Here is a 19317-nt window from a genome sequence, read left to right on the forward strand (position 1 = left end):
CCGCGCCCTGCGCAGGGGGTCATTCACGAGCGGGGGGCAGGAGAAGTCAATGCACGGGTCCGGCATCAACTGATGGCCCATCAGGAGGTGGCAGGTTACCCGCCGGCTCCGTCGCGGCTGCCGCACGGAAGGTGCGGCGGTAGGCAGTCGGGCTCACCCCCAGCGCCGCCTGCACGTGCTTGCGCAACGACTGGGCCGTCCCGAAGCCGCTGTCCCGCGCGACCTGCTCCATCGGCAGCTCTGTCTGCTCCAGCAGCTGACGGGCCCGCTCCACCCGCCGGCCGACGATCCACTGGCCGGGGCTGACGCCCGACTCCTCCCGGAAGCGGCGCGTGAAGGTCCGCACCGACATGGCCTCCTGCCGGGCCAGATCGGTCAGCCGGAGCGGTTCGTGCAGCCGGTCCAGCACCCACGCGCGGGCCGCCGTGGTGGTGGCGAGCTGCGGCTCGGGCATCGGACGTGCGATGAACTGCGCCTGCCCGCCATCGCGGTGGGGCGGCACGACGGTTCGCCGGGCCACCTCGTTGGCGACGGCCGTGCCGTGGTCGCGGCGCACGATGTGCAGGCACAGATCGACGCCGGCGGCGACCCCGGCCGAGGTCAGCACGTCCCCGTCGTCGGTGTAGAGCACGTCCGGGTCGACCCGGACGGCCGGGAAGAGCCGCTGGAAGTGTTCGGCCGAGGCCCAGTGGGTGGTGGCGGGACGCCCGTCGAGGAACCCGGCGGCGGCCAGCACGTAGCCGCCCGTACAGATGGAGACGAGCCGGGTGCCCGGACGGATGTGGGCGAGGGCCGCCGCGAGCTCGTCGGTCAGCCTGCCCTCCTCGTGCACCGGGCCCAGTTCGTACGAGGCCGGCACCACCACCGTGTCGGCCGTGGCCAGCAGTTCGGGGCCGTGCTCGACGTGGATCGCGAAGTCGGCGTCCGTGCGGACCGGCCCGGGGGCGAGCCCGCACGTGAGGATCTCGTACAGCGGCCGCCCGGCCGGGTCCTTGGCCCGCCCGAAGATCCGGTGCGGGGTGCCGAGCTCGAAGGGCAGCAGCCCGCTGAGCGCGAGGACGACGACCCGATGTGCCTGTTGCGACTCCATGGCCCGATCGTAGCGAAGCATGACAGTCAAGCCACTTTCGTACGGTCCCCCGCCGGCCGGAAGCTGTCGGCGTGACCCAGACAGTCCCCGCCTCCACGGCCCCCGCGCGCGCCCCGCGGCAGCCCGCCCGCATCCACCGCGCCTGGTTCGTCGCCGCCGTCGCCTTCGTGACGATCATCGGCGCGGCCGGCTTCGCCTCCCTGCCCGGACTGCTCATCGAGCCTCTGCACGCGGAGTTCGACTGGTCGCGCGGCACCATCGGCCTCGCCGTCTCGGTCAACCTCGCGCTCTACGGGCTCACCGCGCCCTTCGCCGCGGCCCTGATGGACCGCTTCGGCATCCGCCGGGTGGTGGCCGTGGCCCTGCTCGTCATCGCCTGCGGCGCGCTGGCCACGGTGTGGATGACCGCGCCGTGGCAGCTGGTGCTGTGCTGGGGCGTACTGGTCGGACTCGGCAGCGGCTCGATGGCCCTGGCCTTCGCGGCGACGGTGACCAACCGCTGGTTCACCGCCCGGCGCGGCCTGGTCACCGGCGTCCTGACCGCGGCCGGGGCCTCCGGTCAGCTGGTCTTCCTGCCGCTGCTGGCCTGGCTGGTGGACCACCACGGCTGGCGCCCGGCCACGGTGACGGTCTCCCTGGCGGCGCTGGCCGTCGCCCCCTTCGCGTGGCTGCTGATGCGCGACCACCCGGCGGACGTGGGGCTCGCACCGTACGGCGGCACGTACGAGCCGAAGCCGGCCCCCACCCCCGGGGCGACCCGGCGGGCGCTGAAGGTACTCCTCGACGCGGCCCGGACCGGGCCCTTCTGGCTGCTGGCGGGCACCTTCGCGATCTGCGGCGCCTCGACGAACGGCCTGGTCAGAACCCACTTCGTGCCCGCCGCCCACGACCACGGCATGCCGGTGACGGCTGCCGCCGGGCTACTGGCGGTGGTCGGCGTGTTCGACGTGATCGGCACGGTGGCCTCGGGCTGGTTCACGGACCGCTTCGACTCCCGGCGGCTGCTGGCCGTCTACTACGCCCTGCGCGGGATCTCGCTCCTCTTCCTGCCGATCCTGCTGGCGCCGTCGGTCCGGCCACCGCTGGTCTTCTTCATCGTCTTCTACGGCCTGGACTGGGTCGCGACCGTCCCGCCGACGATCGCGCTGTGCCGCGAGCACTACGGGGACGACGGCGCGATCGTCTTCGGCTGGGTCCTGGCCTCGCACCAGCTCGGCGCGGCGGCGGTGGCGTTCCTGGGCGGCCTGGCCCGTGACCTCACCGGCTCGTACGACGGGGTCTGGTACGCGTCGGGCGCGCTGTGCGCGATCGCTGCGCTGCTGGCCATGACCATCCACCGCCGCCGCCACTAGCCTCCGACGGCCCGGGCCACCTTCACGCTCGCCCGGCCGAATCCAGCCCCGCCGGCGTTTGAGCAGGTGCACCTCCCAGCGGTAGCTGGGGGAGGGTCCGGGCGGGGCCGGGTCCCGGCGGAGCCGCCCCAGACCCCGCCTCAAACGCCGGCGAGGCTGAGGGTGTCCCGCCGGGAGGCTAGGCGCCGGCCGGGGTGGTGGACTTCAGGGTGCCGTCCGGGCCTGCCAGCAGGACCGGGGTGTCCGGGCCACCGAGGTCGCGGACCGCCGCGCGGTCGGCCTCGGCCGGGGCGTCGGCCGCGCTGACGACGGCCGCCGCCTCCAGGGACCGCGCCCCGCTCGCCACCGCCATCGCGACCGCCGTCTGCAGCGCGGTCAGCTTCAGGGAGTCGAGCTCCACCGTCCCGGCGACGTACGTGCGGCCCGTCTCGTCCCGCACCGCCGCCCCTTCGGGCACCGCGTTGCGGGCCCGGGCGCTGCGCGCCAGCGTGATGATCTTGCTGTCCTCGGGGTCGATCCCGGTGCTGTCGGTCATGGTCGAAAGCATAGGGAGCCGCCCTGCGCCCCCGCACGACCACCCCGCCGAAGCCCCGCCGAAGCCCCGCAGGGCCCGTCACGGCCGGTCGAGCCGCAGCCGCTCCGCCCTCGGCAGACCCGCGACCACCAGGTCGTACGAGTCCTCCACCAGCTCCCGCACCAGCCGGTCCGGCAGACCGCCCGGCCCGCCCACCGTCACCGTGTTCCAGTGCCGCTTGTTCATGTGGTAGCCCGGCACGATCGCCTCGTGCTCCTCGCGCAGCCGCACCGCCAGCTCCGGGTCGCACTTGAGGTTGACCTTCAGCGGCTCCGCGTCCAGCGCCGACAGCGCGAACACCTTGCCCAGCACCTTGAACACCGAGGTCTCCGGTGTGAAGGGGAACTCCTCCACCGCCGCGTTGAAGCCCAGACAGAACGCGCGCAGCTGCTCCGGGGTCATTCCCGCTCCTCCCCCGCGGACTCCGCCGCGGCCACCGGCTCCACCAGCACCGTAACGATCTTGTTCCGCCGTCCCGCCGGGGACTCGGCCGTCAGCCGCAGCGGACGGCCGTCCGGCAGCTCCACCACCGACGAGGCACCGGCGATCGGTACCCGGCCCAGCGCCTTGGCCAGCAGCCCGCCGACCGTCTCCACGTCCTCGTCGTCGAAGGCCTCGACCTTGAACAGCTCACCGAGGTCGGTGATGTCCAGCCGCGCCGTGACCCGGTAGCGGTCCTCACCCAGGTCCTCGACCGGCGGGAGTTCCCGGTCGTACTCGTCGGTGATCTCGCCGACGATCTCTTCCAGGATGTCCTCGATGGTGACGATGCCGGCCGTGCCGCCGTACTCGTCGATGACGACCGCCACGTGGTTGCGCACCTGTTGCATCTCGCGCAGCAGATCGCCCGCGTTCTTGGTGTCCGGCACGAAGACCGCCGGCCGCATCGCCGTCGACACCAGGTCGGCCTCCGCCTCCCGGCTGATGTGCGTCTTGCGGACCAGGTCCTTCAGGTAGACGATCCCGACTATGTCGTCCTCGTTCTCCCCGGTCACCGGGATGCGCGAGAAGCCGGACCGCAGCGCGAGCGTGGTCGCCTGACGGACCGTCTTGTACCGCTCGATGCAGACCAGGTCGGTGCGCGGCACCATCACCTCGCGCACCAGCGTGTCACCGAGCTCGAAGACCTGGTGCACCATGCGGCGCTCGTCGTCCTCGATGAGCGATTCCCGCTCCGCGAGGTCCACCATCGCGCGCAGCTCGGCCTCGGAGGCGAACGGCCCCTTGCGGAAGCCCTTCCCGGGCGTGAGGGCGTTGCCGATGAGGATCAGCAGCTGCGGAATCGGGCCCATGATCCGGGCCAGCGGTACCAGCACGTACGCGGCGGCCGTCGCCGTGTTCAGCGGGTGCTGGCGGCCGATCGTACGGGGGGACACGCCCACGGCGACGAAGGAGACCAGCACCATGACGGCGATGGCCACCAGCAGCGCGGTCCAGTTCTCGCCGAACTCGTCGAGGCAGACGTAGGTGACGAGCACCCCGGCGGCCATCTCGCAGGTGACCCGGACCAGCAGGGCCACATTGAGGTAGCGGGTGGGGTCACCGGCGACCTGGGCGAGCTTCTCGCTCCCGCGCCGGCCCTCCCGTACCGCCTGCTCGGCCCGGAAGCTCGAGATGCGGGCGATGCCGGACTCGGCGCACGCCGCGAACCAGGCCACCACCACCAGCAGGACGGCCCCGGTGATCAGTTGCGGCGCGTTCACGAGACGGTCGGAGCCGGGGACGGGCCCGTGATACCGCGCTCGCCGCGCCAGCCGTCGACGATGGCCGCCTGGAGGCCGAACATCTCGGCCTTCTCGTCCGGCTCCTCGTGGTCGTAGCCGAGCAGGTGCAGCACTCCGTGGACGGTCAGGAGCTGGAGCTCCTCGTCCATGGAGTGCTCCGTCGGGGCTTCCTCGCCCTGCCTCTTGGCGACCTCGGGACAGAGCACGATGTCACCGAGGAGCCCCTGCGGGGGCTCCTCGTCGTCCTTGGTCGGCGGACGGAGCTCGTCCATCGGGAAGGACATGACGTCGGTCGGACCGGGCAGATCCATCCACTGGATGTGGAGCTGCTCCATGGCGTCCTCGTCGATGACGATGACGGAGAGCTCGGAGAGCGGGTGGATCCGCATCCGGGTGAGCGCGTAGCGGGCGATGTCGAGGATCGCCTGCTCGTCGACCTCGGTTCCGGACTCGTTGTTGACGTCGATCGACATGGTGCGCTGGGTTCTACTTCCGTGGATGGCCGTTCGCGGCCTGCTGGCTGTCGTCGTACTTCTCGTACGCGTCGACGATACGGCCGACCAGCTTGTGGCGGACGACATCCTCGGACGTGAGCCGCGAGAAGTGGATGTCCGGGAGCCCTTCGAGGATCTCCTGGACCTGACGCAGACCGCTCTTGGCGCCACCCGGCAGGTCGATCTGCGTGACGTCACCGGTGACGACGATCTTCGAGTCGAAGCCGAGCCGGGTCAGGAACATCTTCATCTGCTCGGCGGTCGTGTTCTGCGCCTCGTCGAGGACGACGAACGCGTCATTCAGGGTGCGCCCCCTCATGTATGCGAGGGGCGCGACCTCGATCGTGCCGGCCGCCATCAGCCGCGGGATCGAGTCGGGGTCGAGCATGTCGTGCAGCGCGTCGTAGAGCGGGCGCAGGTACGGGTCGATCTTGTCGAACAGGGTGCCCGGCAGGAAGCCGAGCCGCTCGCCCGCCTCGACGGCGGGCCGCGTCAGGATGATCCGGCTGACCTGCTTGGACTGGAGTGCCTGGACGGCCTTGGCCATGGCGAGGTAGGTCTTGCCGGTACCGGCGGGGCCGATGCCGAAGACGATCGTGTTCTTGTCGATCGCGTCGACGTACCGCTTCTGGTTCAGGGTCTTGGGGCGGATGGTGCGGCCGCGGCTGGAGAGGATGTTCTGGGTGAGCACCTCGGCCGGTGTCTCGGCGGGCCCGTTGCCATTGCCGTTGCCGCTCGCCCTGAGCATGTCGATCGAACGTTCCACTGCGTCCTCCGTCATCGGCTGCCCGGTGCGGAGCACCAGCATCATCTCGTCGAAAAGTCGCTGGATCAGGGCGACTTCCGCCGCTTCGCCGATCGCGCTGACCTGATTGCCTCGAACATGGATGTCGGCCTTCGGGAAGGCCTTCTCGATCACGCGCAACAGGGCGTCGCCCGAGCCGAGGACGGTCACCATCGGGTGCGTGGCCGGAACGGTGAAGTGGGCTCGCGCCTGCCCCGGCGCAGGGATGTGGCCTGTCGGTGTCTGAGTCATGGGCCGGCACTGTGGCCTGCACATACCTCCCGCTGAGGGGCCGCGCCGATCGACGACCTCCGGATTACCAAGCGTACGTCTCCGCCGCGGCTTCCCCGAGGGGTTTTACCGCCCGTCCGCGCGCACGCACGCCCCGCCCGCCCGCGCTCCCGCCCGCGCTGCTACGCGGAGTGCCGGAAGCCGATCGTCGGTACGGCCCTGCGCCGGGCCGCCGGGGCTCCGCCCGACGGGATCAGGTCGTCGAGGAAGCCGTACCGGCCGCGCAGCTCCTGCGGGGCCGCCTGCCACCAGTGGGCCACCTCCGGCCAGCCCGGGGCGGACAGGGAGCCGCCGAACTCCTGGACCGACAGGGCCGCCGTCAGGCCGGCGAAGGCGAGCCGGTCCGCGAGCGGCCAGCCCGCCAGGGTTCCGGTCACGAAGCCCGCCACGTAGACGTCGCCCGCACCGGTCGGGTCCAGCTCGTCCACCGTGATCCCGGGGACGTGCGCCGTCTCCCCGGTGCGCCCGTCCACCGCGTACGAGCCCTCCGCGCCCATCGTCACCACCGCGATCGGCACCTTCTCGGCCAGCGCCCGGGCCGCGGCTCTCGGACAGTCGGTCCGGGTGTACCGCATCGCCTCGCCCGCGTTCGGCAGGAAGGCCTCGCAGTGCTCCAGGTCGGCCAGGGCCCCCAGGTCCCAGCGGCCGCTCTCGTCCCATCCCACGTCGGCGAAGATCCGGGAGCCGCGCCGGGCGGCCTCGCCGATCCACTCCTCGCCGCGGCCGGGCCCGAGCGAGGCCACGGCCGCACGGGCCAGCGGCGGGCACTGCGGGAAGGGGCCGGGGCCCGCGGGCGGAGGGGCTTCGTGGCCGTGCGAGACCATCGTGCGCTCGCCCTCGTAGGCCATCGAGACGGTGACGGGGCTGTGCCAGCCGGGGATGGTGTGCGACATGGACAGGTCGATGCCCTCGCCCTGCTCCAGGGCGTCCCAGCAGTACTCGCCGTAGTGGTCGTCCCCGAAGGCGGCGGCCAGTGAGGTGCGCAGACCGAGCCGGGCCAGGGCGGTGGCCATGTTGGCGACGCCGCCGGGGCTGGAGCCCATGCCGCGCGCCCAGGACTCCGTACCGCGCACCGGGGCCGAGTCGAGGCCGGTGAAGATGATGTCGAGGAAGACCGTTCCGGTCAGGAAGACGTCGCAGCCCGGTTCCTGGGGGTCGCGCAGCGGACCGAGCGGGTCCACTGCTGCTGCGCGGATTTCGTAGTCCCGACCGGTCACGGCGATCTCCCCGTTGCTTCTCGAAGGCCCGTTTCTGCATGACGTTTTCCAGTGGAAAGCTGCCGGTCCTGCCCGCAGCGGGCAGGACCAAACCCAGTGTGGCGCAGATCACCCTCGGGTGGCCCCTCGTCACTCGGACCACTCGACGAACGGCTCGACGAACCGCTCGGCGAGCCGGGACCCGGCCGGCACCCGGCGGGGACCGGACCGGCCCCCGGGCCGCCGTCAGCCCCGCTTGGGCAGGGGCACCCGCATCAGGTCGGCGGCCACCGTGAGCTCGCCCTCGAAGCCGGCCGCGCGCGCCTGGCGCTCGAACTCGGCGGGGTCGGTGTAGCGCTGCGAGAAGTGCGTCAGCACGAGGTGCCGCACGCCCGCGTCCCGCGCCGCGCGCGCCGCCTGGCCGGCGGTGAGGTGTCCGTGGTCGGTGGCCAGCCGTTCGTCCTCGTCGAGGAAGGTCGACTCGATGACCAGCATGTCGCAGCCCTCGGCGAGCGCGTCCACGCCGGGGCACAGCCGGGTGTCCATGACGAACGCGAACCGCTGCCCGGGCCTGGGCTCGCTCACCTCCTCCAGGGTGACCGCGCCGAGCCTGCCCTCGCGCTGGATCCGGCCCACGTCGGGCCCCTTGATCCCGTGCCGGGCGAGCAGCTCGGGCACCATGCGGCGCCCGTCGGGCTCGGTGATCCGGTAGCCGAAGGACTCGACGGGGTGCGAGAGCAGCCGGGCCTCAAGGGTGTACGAGGGGCCCTGTGCCAGCGCGCCGTCTGCGGAAACCGGTTCCTCGCGGAGCGGGACGGTCTCGCGGTAGGCCGTGGCGTACCGCAGCCGGTCGAAGAACTTCTGCCCCGAGGCCGGGTAGTGCGCGGTGACGGGGTGCGGGACCTGGTCGAGGTTGATCCGCTGGATCACCCCGGCGAGGCCGAGGCTGTGGTCACCGTGGAAGTGGGTGACGCAGATCCGGTTGATGTCGTGCGCGGCCACCCCGGCACGCAGCATCTGGCGCTGGGTGCCCTCGCCCGGGTCGAAGAGGATGCCCTCGCCGTCCCAGCGCAGCAGGTATCCGTTGTGGTTGCGGTGGCGGGTGGGCACCTGGCTGGCGGTGCCCAGCACCACGAACTCTCGTACGGACACGTGCTATCCGGGGGGCCACTGGAGGCCGCGGCCGCCGAGGACGTGCGCGTGGGCGTGGAAGACGGTCTGACCGGCGCCTGAGCCGGTGTTGAAGACGATCCGGTAGCCGTGGTCGACGATCTTCTCGTCGAGGGCGACCTGGCCGGCCTCGCGCAGTATGTCGGCGGCGACGGCCGGCTCGGCGGCGGCCAGCGACGCCCCGTCGGCATAGTGCACCTTCGGGATCACGAGCACGTGCGTGGGCGCCTGCGGGTTGATGTCCCGGAAGGCGACCGTGGTCTCCGTCTCCCGGACCACGGTCGCGGGGATGCTCCCCGCGACGATCTTGCAGAACAGGCAGTCGGCCTGCGGTTCCCCGGCCATTGCTGAGCCTCCCGTGACGTTGATCGGTCCGGGCATCGTATCCAGCCCGGCGCCTGCCGCGGGCGGGCATTTCGGCCCGCCGGACCCGAGTCCGGAGCCCGTCGGGGCGGGGGGCACGGCCGGTCGGGCCGATCGGGGCCGGACACGGCCGGACCGGGAGGCGGAGCGGACCGTCAGGACCGGCTCGCCGTCAGGAGCACGTCAGGACCGCGTCAGGACCAGCGGCCCGTGCGGGCCAGCAGGACCGCGGTCGCGGCCGTCCCGGCCGTGGAGGTCCGCAGGACGGAACGGCCCAGGCGGTAGGGGCGGGCCCCCGCCTCGGCGAAGACCGCGAGCTCCTCCGGGGAGACGCCCCCCTCCGGGCCGACCACCAGGACGACGGAGCCCGAGGCGGGCAGCTCGGCCGTGGCCAGGGCCCCGGAGGGGGTGTCACGGTCCTCGTGCAGGACCATCGCCAGGTCGGCGCCGGCCAGCAGGGCCGCCACCTGCTTGGTGGACATGGCCTCGGCCACCTCCGGGAAGCGCACCCGGCGGGACTGCTTGCCCGCCTCCCGGGCCGTGGCCCGCCACTTGGCCAGGGACTTCGCGCCGCGGTCCCCGCGCCACTGCGTGATGCAGCGGGAGGCCTGCCAGGGCACGATCGCGTCCACGCCGGTCTCGGTCATCGTCTCGACGGCCAGCTCGCCCCGGTCGCCCTTGGGAAGGGCCTGGACCACCGTGATCCGGACCGGCGGCTGCTCCTCCTGCCCGGCCGAGGAGACCGCCACGACGAGCCGGTCCTTGCCCTCGGCGGCCTTGACGACCGCCTCCGCCCAGCCACCCCGGCCGTCCGTGAGGACCACGGCCTCGCCCGGGTTCAGCCGCTTCACGGACACGGCGTGCCGGCCCTCCGGGCCGTCCAGGACGAACTCCGCCCCCGCGGGGACCTCTTCCACCACGAACACCGGGGCGGTCATGACGCACTCCTCATCTGCATTGCCTTCAACGTGCTCTGTGCCTCGGCCAGTTCGGCCGCCAGCACCTCCACCAGCTGCCCCGCCGGGAGCGGTCGCGCCAGCCGGTGCCCCTGGCCCGCCCACAGGGCCATGCCCTGCGGGTCCCCGGCCGCGGCGGCGGCCTTGCGCAGCCCCGAGGTCAGGTGGTGGACCTGCGGGTACGCGGCCGGGGCGTACGGCCCGTGCTCGCGCATGAAGCGGTTCACCAGCCCCCGCGCCGGCCGCCCGGAGAACGCCCGGGTGAGCTCGGTGCGGACGAACAGCGGGTCCGTCAGCGCCTTCTTGTGCACCGGGTCCGCCCCGGACTCCGGGCAGGCCAGGAAGGCCGTCCCGAGCTGCGCCGCCTCCGCGCCGGCCGCCAGCAGGGCCGCGATCTGCGCGCCGCGCATGAGACCGCCCGCCGCGATGATCGGGAGGGCCACGGCCTCGCGTACCTGGGCCACCAGCGCGAGGAGGCCCACGGCCGCCGTGCCGTCGATCTGCGGGTCGTCCCGGTGGGTGCCCTGATGGCCGCCGGCCTCGGTGCCCTGGACGCAGACCGCATCGGCGCCCGCGTGCTGAGCACTGCGGGCCTCCTCGACGGAGGTCACCGTGACGACGGTGTACGTACCGGCCTTGCGCAGCGCGGCGAGGGCGGCGGAGGCGGGGCAGCCGAAGGTGAACGAGACCACGGGGACCGGGTCTTCGAGGAGGATGGCGAGCTTGGCGTCATAGCCGTCGTCGCTGGTGCCGAACACCTCCTCGTCGGCGAGCGAGATCTCGTACCAGCTCGCCTCACCGGCCAGCTGCCCGCGGTAGGTCTCCACGGCGGCCGGATCGACGTAACCGGTCTGCGGCATGAAGAGGTTGACGCCGAACCGGCGCCGGGTGAGCGCGCGCACCTGCTTGATCTCGTGGTACATCCCGTCGGCGGTCTTGTAGCCGCCGGCCAGGAACCCCAGTCCGCCCGCCTCGCACACGGCGGCGGCGAGCGGGGGACAGGAGGCGCCGCCCGCCATGGGAGCCTGCACGATCGGGTACGGGGAGAGACCGTTCGGTGCCGAGGACATGGACTGCATCGTGCCACGTCCCGGGCAGGGGGCCGAACCACCGCATTCGCCTGGCATAGTCCCCTTCCCGACGGGGCTGCGGTCCCCGGCCGGGCTCGTGCGACGAGCCCGGCGGGGGGATTCCCCGGCCGGGCTCGTGACGGTGGTGCGCGGTCGGTCAGCGACCGTTGAACGCGTCCTTCAGACGGCTGAACAAGCCCTGCTGACCCGGCGCGAACTGGCCCATCGGCCGCTCCTCGCCGCGCAGCTTCGCGAGCTGGCGCAGCAGGTCCTCCTGTTGGGCGTCCAGCTTGCCCGGGGTGGTGACCTCGACGTGGACGATCAGGTCGCCGCGTCCGCCACCGCGCAGGTGGGTGACGCCGCGGCCGTGCAGCGGGATCGCCTGGCCGGACCCGGTGCCGGGCCGGATGTCGATCTCCTCCAGCCCGTCGAGCGTCTCCAACGGGCATTTGGTGCCCAGTGCGGCCGCCGTCATCGGGATGGTCACCGTGCAGTGCAGGTCGTCCCCGCGCCGCTGGAAGGTCGGGTGCGCCAGCTCGTGGATCTCCACGTACAGGTCACCGGCGGGGCCGCCGCCGGGGCCGACCTCGCCCTCGCCCGCGAGCTGGATCCTGGTGCCGTTCTCCACACCTGCCGGGATCTTGACCGTGAGGCTGCGGCGGGAGCGGACCCGGCCGTCGCCCGCGCACTCGTGGCACGGGGTCGGGACCACGGTGCCGAAGCCCTGGCACTGCGGGCAGGGGCGCGAGGTCATGACCTGGCCCAGGAAGGACCGGGTGACCTGCGAGACCTCACCGCGGCCGCGGCACATGTCACACGTCTGCGCCGAGGTGCCGGGAGCGGCGCCCTCACCGGAGCAGGTGTTGCAGACCACGGCCGTGTCGACCTGGATGTCCTTGGTGGTCCCGAAGGCCGCCTCGTCCAGCTCCAGGTCCAGGCGGATCATGGCGTCCTGGCCGCGGCGGGTCCGCGAGCGCGGGCCGCGCTGCGAGGCCTGGCCGAAGAAGGCGTCCATGATGTCGGAGAAGTTGCCGAAGCCACCCGCTCCGAAGCCGCCCGCTCCGCCGCCGCCGCCCGAGGAGGACAGCGGGTCGCCGCCGAGGTCGTAGACCTGCTTCTTCTGCGGGTCCGACAGCACCTCGTAGGCCGCGTTGATCTCCTTGAAGCGCTCCTGCGTCTTCGGATCCGGATTCACATCCGGGTGGAGTTCACGCGCGAGGCGCCGGAAGGCCTTCTTGATCTCGTCCTGCGATGCGTCGCGGCGCACGCCGAGAACGGCGTAGTAGTCCGTGGCCACTTACGACTCCGCCAGGATCTGTCCGACGTAACGTGCCACTGCGCGTACCGCTCCCATCGTTCCGGGGTAGTCCATGCGGGTCGGTCCGACCACGCCGAGTTTGGCGACTGTTTCGCCGCCCGAACCGTAACCGACCGAGACGACCGACGTGGAGTTCAGTCCCTCGTAGGCGTTCTCATGCCCGATCCGTACGGCCATTCCCGACTCGTTGGCCTCGCCCAGCAGCTTGAGGAGCACGACCTGCTCCTCCAGCGCTTCGAGCACCGGCCTGATCGTCAGGGGAAAATCATGTCCGAAGCGGGTGAGATTGGCGGTACCGCCGATCATCAGCCGCTCCTCGGCCTCCTCGACCAGGGTTTCGAGGAGGGTCGCGAGCACCGTGGAGACCGTGCCGCGGTCCTCGGCCTCGAAGGATTCGGGGAGGTCCTGGACGAGCGGGGGCACATCGGTGAAGCGCCGCCCGACCACCCGGCTGTTGAGCCGGGCCCGCAGGTCCGCGAGAGAGGTCTCGCCGAAGGGGCTCGGGCAGTCGATGAGCCGCTGCTCGACGCGTCCGGTGTCCGTGATCAGTACGAGCATCAGGCGCGCGGGAGCCAGCGAGAGCAGCTCCACGTGCCGGACGGTCGACCGGGTCAGGCTCGGGTACTGGACGACGGCGACCTGCCGGGTGAGCTGCGCGAGCAGCCGCACCGTGCGGCCGACCACGTCGTCGAGGTCGACGGCGCCGTCGAGGAAGTTCTGGATGGCCCGGCGCTCGGGCGACGACAGCGGCTTGACCCCCGCCAGTTTGTCGACGAAGAGGCGGTAGCCCTTGTCGGTGGGGATCCGGCCGGCGCTGGTGTGGGGCTGGGCGATGTAGCCCTCCTCCTCCAGCACCGCCATGTCGTTGCGCACGGTGGCGGGCGAGACGCCGAGCCGGTGCCGCTCGGTGAGCGCCTTGGAGCCGACCGGCTCCTCCGTCCCGACGTAGTCCTGGACGATGGCGCGCAGCACTTCGAGTCTGCGTTCGCTGAGCATCGCGCGCACACCTCCAGCTGTGGTCCGTTGCCGTGTTCTGCCGTGTTCGTTGGCACTCTGATCGTTCGAGTGCCAGAGAACCCCCGCTCAGTGTACGGCCGGGCGGTGAGCCCCTGGCAAGGGAGGCCCGCCAGGTAGCGTCGCCGCATGGACGTGCATTGGGAAGACTCCGGCTGGGAAGGGCTGACCGGACGGGCCGGCCGGCGGCGGCTGCCGGTGTGGGACTGCACCGTGGGGCTGGTGGTGGGCGAGGATTCGGTCCTCCTGATCGACCCCGGATCGTGTCTGCGCGAGGGCGCGCAGGTGCGGGCCGAGGCGGAGCGGCTGACGGGCCGGAGCGTGACCCATATCGCATTCACGCACGGCCACTTCGATCATGTCCTGGGCGGAGCCGCCTTCCCCGGGGCCGAGGTGTTCGGGGCGGTCGGGCTGGCCGCGCTGCTGTCGACGGGACGCGAGGAGCTGCGCGGGGACGCGGTACGGCACGGGCTCGCGGAGGCGGAAGCGGCGGAGGCGGTGGACCTGCTGGTGCTGCCCCGGCACGAGGTGTCGGGCGAGTGGACGCTGGAACTGGGCGGCGTACAGGTGCTGCTGGCCAATGTGGGGCCCGGGCACACCGGGCACGACCTGGCCGTCTTCGTGCCGGGCGAGCGCGAGGTGGTCTTCTGCGGGGACCTGGTCGAGGAGTCGGGCGAGCCCTTGGCGGGCCCGGACGCCGTCCCGGGGCAGTGGCCCGCCGCCCTGGACCGGCTGCTGTCGCTGGGCGGGGACGACGCACTGTACGTACCGGGTCACGGAGCGGTGGTCGGGGCGGAGTTCGTCCGTGCGCAACGCGCCACACTGGCGGCCCGTTCCGGCGTGTCGGAGGCGTGACGAGCGCGGCTCTCCTAGTCTCGGCCGGATGCGCGAGTACTCCCCCGACCTGACCCCGCAGTGGAAGCGACCCGAGGCCGTGCCGGAGGTGGCGGCGGACCGGGACCTCGTGGTCGAGGTCGCCGGTACGGACTTCTGCGGCGCGGTGGTGGCCTGCGAGGCGGGCACGGTGACGCTGGAGGACCGCTTCGGCAAGCGGCGGGTGTTCCCGATGGAGCCGCGGGGGTTCCTGCTGGACGGCGAGGTGGTCACCCTGGTCCGGCCCGCGCGCGGGCCCTCGGGGCCCCGACTGACGGCCTCGGGCTCGCTGGCCGTTCCCGGGGCGCGGGCACGGGTGGCGCGGGCGGGCCGGATCTACGTCGAGGGCCGGCACGACGCGGAGCTGGTGGAGCGGGTCTGGGGGGACGACCTGCGGATCGAGGGCGTGGTGGTCGAGTACCTGGAGGGCATCGACGACCTCCCGGCCGTCGTCGCCGAATTCGCCCCGGCCGCGGACGCCCGCCTCGGCATCCTGGTGGACCACCTCGTCCCGGGCTCGAAGGAGTCCCGCATCGCGGCGTCGGTGACCTCCCCGCACGTCCTGATCGTGGGCCACCCGTACGTGGACGTCTGGCAGGCGGTGAAGCCGTCCGCGCTGGGCATCCCCGCGTGGCCGGTGATCCCGCCCGGCCAGGACTGGAAGACGGGCGTCTGCCGGGCCCTGGGCTGGCCGGAGAACACCGGCGCCGCCTGGCAGCACATCCTGTCCCGGGTGACGTCCTACAAGGACCTGGAGCCGACGCTCCTGGGCCGCGTCGAGGAACTGATCGACTTCGTGACGGCCCCCTGATCGGACGGCGGGCAGACGTTCGTCAAGCAGGATGCACCTCGGGGCGGACACGCCCACCTTCGAGTGACGGTGCGTAATCGCCATCGCGCGGAACGCAAGGGTGACCTTCATGATCACCTTTGCTCTGCGGCATCGAGCCGCCCTCTTCGCGACCGTGCTCGCCGCCACCCTTCTGCCGTCCGCCTCCGCCTCCGCCGTCGCCGAGGCGCCCGCGCACACCACGCGTGCCGCACACGCCGCCCCGGCGAACTCCTGTCCGCGCGTGGACGACCACCTCTTCGCCGCCGCGGACCAGCGGGCCGACGTCGCCCGCATCACCCCGACCCCCGCCTGGCGCACCAACTGCAAGCAGCTCTACCGCGCGGACAGCCGTCCGCCGTCGATCGTGTTCGCGGAGGGCTTCCACCCCAGGGCCACGCTGGACGGGCAGTACGACATCGAGCAATACGTCCTGGTCAACCAGCCCTCCCCGTACGTCTCCACGACCTACGACCACGACCTGTACAAGACGTGGTGGAAGAGCGGCTGGAACTACTACATCGACGCCCCGGGCGGGGTGGACGTCAACGAGACCATCGGCGACACCCACAAGTGGGCCTCCCAGGTCGAGGTGGCCTTCCCCGGAGGCATCGAGCGCTCCTTCATCGTCGCGGTCTGCCCGGTGGACAAGACGACCAAGACCGAGATCATGAACGAGTGCCAGGACAACCCGTACTACCAGCCCTGGCGCGAGAACCACCCGGGCTGAGCGGCCCCTCGGGACCTGGTCAGTCGACCAGGTCCCGGACCACGGCGTCGGCGAGCAGCCGGCCGCGCAGGGTCAGGACGGCCCGCCCGGCCTCGTACCGCGCGGCGTCCAGCAGCCCGTCCGCGAGGGCCTTGCGGGAGGCCGCGAGCCCGGCCGGGGCGAGCAGGGACAGCGGGACCCCGTCCACGAGGCGCAGCTCCAGCAGGATCCGCTCGACGCGCCGGTCCTCCTCGGAGAGGAGCTCCCGGCCCGCGCCCGGGGAGCGGCCCTCGGCCAGGGCCGCCGCGTAGGCGCCCGGGTGCTTGACGTTCCACCACCTGACCCCGCCCACGTGCGAGTGCGCACCCGGCCCCGCGCCCCACCAGTCGGCGCCGCGCCAGTACAGCTCGTTGTGCAGGCAGCGGCCGGCCTCCGAGGTGGCCCAGTTCGACACCTCGTACCAGGAGTACCCGGCCTCGGCCATGACCTCGTCCGCGATCAGGTAGCGGTCGGCGTGCACGTCGTCGTCCGTCATGGGGACCTCGCCGCGGCGGATCCGGCGCGCCAGCTGCGTGCCCTCCTCGACGATCAGCGCGTAGGCGCTGATGTGGTCCGGCCCGGCGCCGAGCGCGGCGGCGAGCGACGCCCGCCAGTCCTCGTCCGACTCCCCGGGCGTCCCGTAGATCAGGTCCAGGTTGACGTGCTCGAAGCCCGCCGCCCGCGCCTCCGCGACGCACGCCTCGGGCCGCCCCGGCGTGTGGGTGCGGTCCAGCACCTTCAGGACGTGCTGCTTGGCGCTCTGCATGCCGAAGGAGACCCGGTTGAAGCCCCCGGCGCGCAGCTCGGCCAGGTACTTCGGGTCCACCGACTCCGGATTGGCCTCCGTGGTGATCTCGGCGTCCTCGGCGAGGCCGAATTCGTCCCGGATCGCCGCGAGCATGCGTACGAGGTCGGCGGCGGGCAGCAGCGTGGGCGTGCCTCCTCCGACGAAGACGGTCCGGACCTGGCGCGGGTCGTCGCCGAGCACCTTCCGCGCGAGCCTGACCTCGTCGATCAGGGTGTCGGCGTAGTTCTCCCGGGAGGCGAGCACGCCGCCGGTGCCCCGCAGCTCGGTGGCCGTGTAGGTGTTGAAGTCGCAGTAACCGCAACGCGTGGCGCAGTAGGGGACGTGCAGGTAGAAACCGAGCGGCCGCTCCCCCGCGCCCGCCAGGGCATGCGACGGCAGCGAGCCGTCTTCGGGCATGGGTTCACCGTCGGGGAGTGCGGAAGGCATGCCCCCATCATCCCGCACCCCGCACATGGTCGGCCCCGCCGGCGTTCGAGGCGCGGGGTCCGGGGCGGAGCCCTGGGAAGCGGACCCGCAGGGGAGCCTGAACCGGCAGCCCCCTCACGGGCCCCGCCAGGGCCCGGTGGGGCGGCTCGCCGGCCGCCCCACCGGGCCCGCGGCAGGCGCTACGCCTCGCGGGACCCCTCGTACATCTCCTCGATCAGGTGCTTGAACTCACGCTCGACCACCGGCCGCTTCAGCTTCAGGCTGGGCGTGAGGTCGCCGTGCTCGACATCGAGGTCGCGCGGCAGCAGCCGGAACTTCTTGACCGTCTGCCAGCGCTGCAGTCCCTCGTTGAGGGTCTGTACGTAGGTCTCGATCAGGCGGTTGGTCTCCGGCGCCGCGAGGACCTGTCCGTACGTCTTGCCCTCCAGCCCGTTGTCGGCCGCCCAGGTCAGGATGGACGGCTCGTCGAGGGCGATCAGGGCGGAGCAGAAGTTACGGTCGGCGCCGTGCACGACGATCGTGGACACGTACGGGCAGATCGCCTTGAACTGGCCCTCGATCTCCGCCGGGGCGACGTACTTGCCGCCCGAGGTCTTGATCAGGTCCTTCTTGCGGTCGGTGATGCGCAGGTAGCCGTCGGCCGACAGCTCGCCGATGTCGCCCGTGTGCAGCCAGCCGTCGGACTCCAGGACCTCGGCGGTCTTGTCCGGCTGCCCGTGGTAGCCCTGCATGATGCCGGGGCCGCGCAGCAGGACCTCGCCGTCGTCGGCGATGCGTACCTCGGTGCCGGGGAGCGGCTTGCCGACCGTGCCGGTGCGGTAGGCCTCGCCCGGGTTGACGAAGGAGGCCGCGCTGGACTCGGTGAGGCCGTAGCCCTCGAGGATGTGCACGCCCGCGCCCGAGAAGAAGAAGCCGATCTCGGGGGCCAGGGCGGAGGCGCCGGAGACGGCGGCGCGGAGCTTGCCGCCGAAGGCCTCGCGGAGCTTGGAGTAGACGAGCGCGTCGGCGATCTTGTGCTTGGTGGTGAGGCCGAAGGGAGCGGTCGCCCGGCCGGTGCGGCGGAAGTTGTCCTGCGTGACCTTGGCGTACTCGCGGGCGACGCCCGCCGACCACTGGAAGATCTTGTACTTGGCGCCGCCGGCGGCCCGGGCCTTGGCGGCCACGCCGTTGTAGACCTTCTCGAAGATGCGCGGGACGGCCGCCATGTAGGTGGGCTGCACGACCGGCAGGTTCTCGATGATCTTGTCGATCCGGCCGTCGACGGCGGTCACGTGGCCGGCCTCGATCTGCCCGGAGGTCAGCACCTTGCCGAAGACGTGGGCCAGCGGCAGCCACAGGTACTGGACGTCGTCCTTGCCGATCAGCCCGGTGGCCGTCATGGCCTTGGCCAGGTACGACCAGTTGTCGTGGGGCAGCCGGACGCCCTTGGGGCGGCCGGTCGTGCCGGAGGTGTAGATGAGGGTGGCGAGCTGGTCCGAGGTGATGGACGCGATCCGCTCGTCGACCGCCTCGGGGTGCTTGGCGAGGTACTCCTTGCCGCGGGCTTCCAGCTCGGCGAGGGAGAGCACCCAGCCCTCGGGGTCGCCCTCGGCCGCGACCGCGTCGGCGGCGTCCAGGACCACGACGTGTGCGAGATTCGGCAGGTCGGCGCGGCGCTCGCGCGCCTTCGCCAGCTGCTTCGCGTTCTCGGCGATGAGCACCCGGCTCTCGGAGTCCGAGAGGATGAAGGCCGACTCGTCGGCGTTGGTGCTGGGGTAGATCGTGGTGACCGCGCCACCGGCGCACATCACGCCGAGGTCGGAGAGGATCCAGTCGACCCGGGTCTCGGAGGCGAGCGCGACGCGCTGCTCCGTCTCCAGGCCGAGGGAGATCAGCCCGGCCGCGATGGCGAATACCCGCTCGGCCGCTTGGCCCCAGCTGAGTGATTTCCAGTCGTCTGGGCCGCCCCGGCCGCCGGCCGCGGGCACCGGGTACCGGTAGGCCTCGTCGTTCGGCGTCGCGGCGACGCGCTCAAGGAAGAGCACCGCCACGGTGGGCGGGCGGTTCTCGAGATAGGTCTGTGTGTCGCTCACGACATCCTCCGGACCGTTCCACGCGGCAGTGCGTGGGCGTGGGGCGCTGGGGGCGCTTGGGACTGGCGGGTTTGCAGCCGTTGACTTTTTAAACTGGCGAGTAACCGTCGAGCAGTGATCAGACTAGAGCGACTCCGCCGCGCGCGTAAGAGCCCGCGAGCGGCC

The 19317-nt window shown here is 72.2% G+C and carries 19 protein-coding genes; 4 read left to right on the forward strand and 15 right to left on the reverse strand.

The features are described from left to right. Positions 1 to 46: 46 nt before the first annotated feature. On the reverse strand, positions 47 to 1090 hold the full coding sequence (locus IE257_RS02965; RefSeq protein WP_189964192.1) for a GlxA family transcriptional regulator: 1044 nt from the start codon (positions 1088 to 1090) through the stop codon (positions 47 to 49). A 71-nt stretch (positions 1091 to 1161) separates the two neighbouring features. On the opposite strand from IE257_RS02965, the gene IE257_RS02970 reads away from it, so the two are divergent. Then, the gene (locus IE257_RS02970) at positions 1162 to 2442 is read left to right on the forward strand and encodes an MFS transporter (protein WP_189964195.1); all 1281 of its coding nucleotides are present in this window, start codon (positions 1162 to 1164) and stop codon (positions 2440 to 2442) included. Between the two features lie 178 nt (positions 2443 to 2620). Here the strand turns inward: IE257_RS02970 and IE257_RS02975 are convergent, their stop codons facing one another. The 12 genes from IE257_RS02975 to hrcA form a co-directional block, all read right to left on the reverse strand. Then, positions 2621 to 2977: a cytidine deaminase-like protein gene (locus IE257_RS02975; protein WP_189964199.1), complete on the reverse strand. Its 357-nt coding sequence runs from the start codon at positions 2975 to 2977 to the stop codon at positions 2621 to 2623. A gap of 78 nt (positions 2978 to 3055) precedes the next feature. Continuing rightward, on the reverse strand, positions 3056 to 3418 hold the full coding sequence (locus IE257_RS02980; protein WP_189964202.1) for an MmcQ/YjbR family DNA-binding protein: 363 nt from the start codon (positions 3416 to 3418) through the stop codon (positions 3056 to 3058). Beyond that, positions 3415 to 4719: a hemolysin family protein gene (locus IE257_RS02985; RefSeq protein WP_189964204.1), complete on the reverse strand. Its 1305-nt coding sequence runs from the start codon at positions 4717 to 4719 to the stop codon at positions 3415 to 3417. Before IE257_RS02985 ends, IE257_RS02980 begins: the two co-directional genes overlap by 4 nt. Continuing rightward, a complete protein-coding gene (gene ybeY / locus IE257_RS02990; RefSeq protein WP_189964207.1) occupies positions 4716 to 5213 on the reverse strand; it encodes an rRNA maturation RNase YbeY in 498 nt (165 codons plus the stop codon). The genes IE257_RS02985 and ybeY overlap by 4 nt, the downstream gene beginning before the upstream one ends. A 13-nt stretch (positions 5214 to 5226) precedes the next feature. Continuing rightward, complete coding sequence (locus IE257_RS02995) at positions 5227 to 6270, reverse strand: PhoH family protein (RefSeq protein WP_189964210.1); 1044 nt, start codon at positions 6268 to 6270, stop codon at positions 5227 to 5229. Positions 6271 to 6431: 161 nt separating this feature from the next. Further along, complete coding sequence (locus IE257_RS03000; RefSeq protein WP_372453042.1) at positions 6432 to 7532, reverse strand: carbohydrate kinase family protein; 1101 nt, start codon at positions 7530 to 7532, stop codon at positions 6432 to 6434. A 219-nt stretch (positions 7533 to 7751) separates the two neighbouring features. Beyond that, on the reverse strand, positions 7752 to 8657 hold the full coding sequence (locus IE257_RS03005; RefSeq protein WP_189964213.1) for a ribonuclease Z: 906 nt from the start codon (positions 8655 to 8657) through the stop codon (positions 7752 to 7754). Between the two features lie 3 nt (positions 8658 to 8660). Continuing rightward, positions 8661 to 9020 (reverse strand): histidine triad nucleotide-binding protein, encoded by a 360-nt coding sequence (locus IE257_RS03010; RefSeq protein WP_189964216.1) that lies wholly within the window; start codon positions 9018 to 9020, stop codon positions 8661 to 8663. 212 nt (positions 9021 to 9232) lie between these two features. Continuing rightward, positions 9233 to 9976, reverse strand: coding sequence for a 16S rRNA (uracil(1498)-N(3))-methyltransferase (locus IE257_RS03015; protein ID WP_189964219.1), 744 nt, complete (start codon positions 9974 to 9976; stop codon positions 9233 to 9235). Beyond that, entirely contained in the window at positions 9973 to 11064 is a 1092-nt protein-coding gene (locus IE257_RS03020; protein WP_189964221.1) for a nitronate monooxygenase, read from the reverse strand. Before IE257_RS03020 ends, IE257_RS03015 begins: the two co-directional genes overlap by 4 nt. Before the next feature lie 157 nt (positions 11065 to 11221). Then, positions 11222 to 12361 carry a molecular chaperone DnaJ gene (gene dnaJ / locus IE257_RS03025; RefSeq protein WP_030010180.1) on the reverse strand — a complete coding sequence of 380 codons (1140 nt, stop codon included), beginning with the start codon at positions 12359 to 12361 and terminating at the stop codon, positions 11222 to 11224. Further along, positions 12362 to 13378 carry a heat-inducible transcriptional repressor HrcA gene (gene hrcA, locus IE257_RS03030; protein WP_189736873.1) on the reverse strand — a complete coding sequence of 339 codons (1017 nt, stop codon included), beginning with the start codon at positions 13376 to 13378 and terminating at the stop codon, positions 12362 to 12364. 147 nt (positions 13379 to 13525) lie between these two features. Between hrcA and IE257_RS03035 the strand changes: the two genes are divergently transcribed. From IE257_RS03035 to IE257_RS03045, 3 genes are all read left to right on the forward strand, one after another. Beyond that, positions 13526 to 14251, forward strand: a complete 726-nt coding sequence (locus tag IE257_RS03035; RefSeq protein WP_189964223.1) for an MBL fold metallo-hydrolase — start codon at positions 13526 to 13528, stop codon at positions 14249 to 14251. Positions 14252 to 14279: 28 nt separating this feature from the next. Beyond that, the gene (locus tag IE257_RS03040) at positions 14280 to 15080 is read left to right on the forward strand and encodes a DUF3097 domain-containing protein (protein ID WP_189964225.1); all 801 of its coding nucleotides are present in this window, start codon (positions 14280 to 14282) and stop codon (positions 15078 to 15080) included. A gap of 109 nt (positions 15081 to 15189) precedes the next feature. Next, positions 15190 to 15828, forward strand: a complete 639-nt coding sequence (locus IE257_RS03045) for an ADP-ribosyltransferase (protein WP_189964228.1) — start codon at positions 15190 to 15192, stop codon at positions 15826 to 15828. A 19-nt stretch (positions 15829 to 15847) separates the two neighbouring features. Here the strand turns inward: IE257_RS03045 and hemW are convergent, their stop codons facing one another. Beyond that, a complete protein-coding gene (gene hemW, locus IE257_RS03050) occupies positions 15848 to 17080 on the reverse strand; it encodes a radical SAM family heme chaperone HemW (protein ID WP_189964230.1) in 1233 nt (410 codons plus the stop codon). A gap of 179 nt (positions 17081 to 17259) precedes the next feature. Beyond that, positions 17260 to 19152 carry an AMP-dependent synthetase/ligase gene (locus IE257_RS03055; RefSeq protein ID WP_189964232.1) on the reverse strand — a complete coding sequence of 631 codons (1893 nt, stop codon included), beginning with the start codon at positions 19150 to 19152 and terminating at the stop codon, positions 17260 to 17262. Between the last annotated feature and the right edge of the window lie 165 nt (positions 19153 to 19317).

This window comes from Streptomyces avidinii, assembly GCF_014650695.1.
Classification (GTDB): Bacteria; Actinomycetota; Actinomycetes; order Streptomycetales; family Streptomycetaceae; genus Streptomyces; species Streptomyces avidinii.

Coding starts and splice junctions, on each gene's coding strand:
- IE257_RS03045 (WP_189964228.1), top strand. CDS start 15,190: ATGATCACCTTTGCTCTGCGGCATCGAGCCGCCCTCTTCGCGACCGTG.
- hrcA (WP_189736873.1), bottom strand. CDS start 13,378: ATGCTCAGCGAACGCAGACTCGAAGTGCTGCGCGCCATCGTCCAGGAC.
- ybeY (WP_189964207.1), bottom strand. CDS start 5,213: ATGTCGATCGACGTCAACAACGAGTCCGGAACCGAGGTCGACGAGCAG.
- IE257_RS03015 (WP_189964219.1), bottom strand. CDS start 9,976: ATGACCGCCCCGGTGTTCGTGGTGGAAGAGGTCCCCGCGGGGGCGGAG.
- IE257_RS03035 (WP_189964223.1), top strand. CDS start 13,526: ATGGACGTGCATTGGGAAGACTCCGGCTGGGAAGGGCTGACCGGACGG.
- IE257_RS03040 (WP_189964225.1), top strand. CDS start 14,280: ATGCGCGAGTACTCCCCCGACCTGACCCCGCAGTGGAAGCGACCCGAG.
- IE257_RS02980 (WP_189964202.1), bottom strand. CDS start 3,418: ATGACCCCGGAGCAGCTGCGCGCGTTCTGTCTGGGCTTCAACGCGGCG.
- IE257_RS02975 (WP_189964199.1), bottom strand. CDS start 2,977: ATGACCGACAGCACCGGGATCGACCCCGAGGACAGCAAGATCATCACG.
- IE257_RS03020 (WP_189964221.1), bottom strand. CDS start 11,064: ATGTCCTCGGCACCGAACGGTCTCTCCCCGTACCCGATCGTGCAGGCT.
- IE257_RS02965 (WP_189964192.1), bottom strand. CDS start 1,090: ATGGAGTCGCAACAGGCACATCGGGTCGTCGTCCTCGCGCTCAGCGGG.
- IE257_RS03010 (WP_189964216.1), bottom strand. CDS start 9,020: ATGGCCGGGGAACCGCAGGCCGACTGCCTGTTCTGCAAGATCGTCGCG.
- IE257_RS02995 (WP_189964210.1), bottom strand. CDS start 6,270: ATGACTCAGACACCGACAGGCCACATCCCTGCGCCGGGGCAGGCGCGA.
- hemW (WP_189964230.1), bottom strand. CDS start 17,080: ATGCCTTCCGCACTCCCCGACGGTGAACCCATGCCCGAAGACGGCTCG.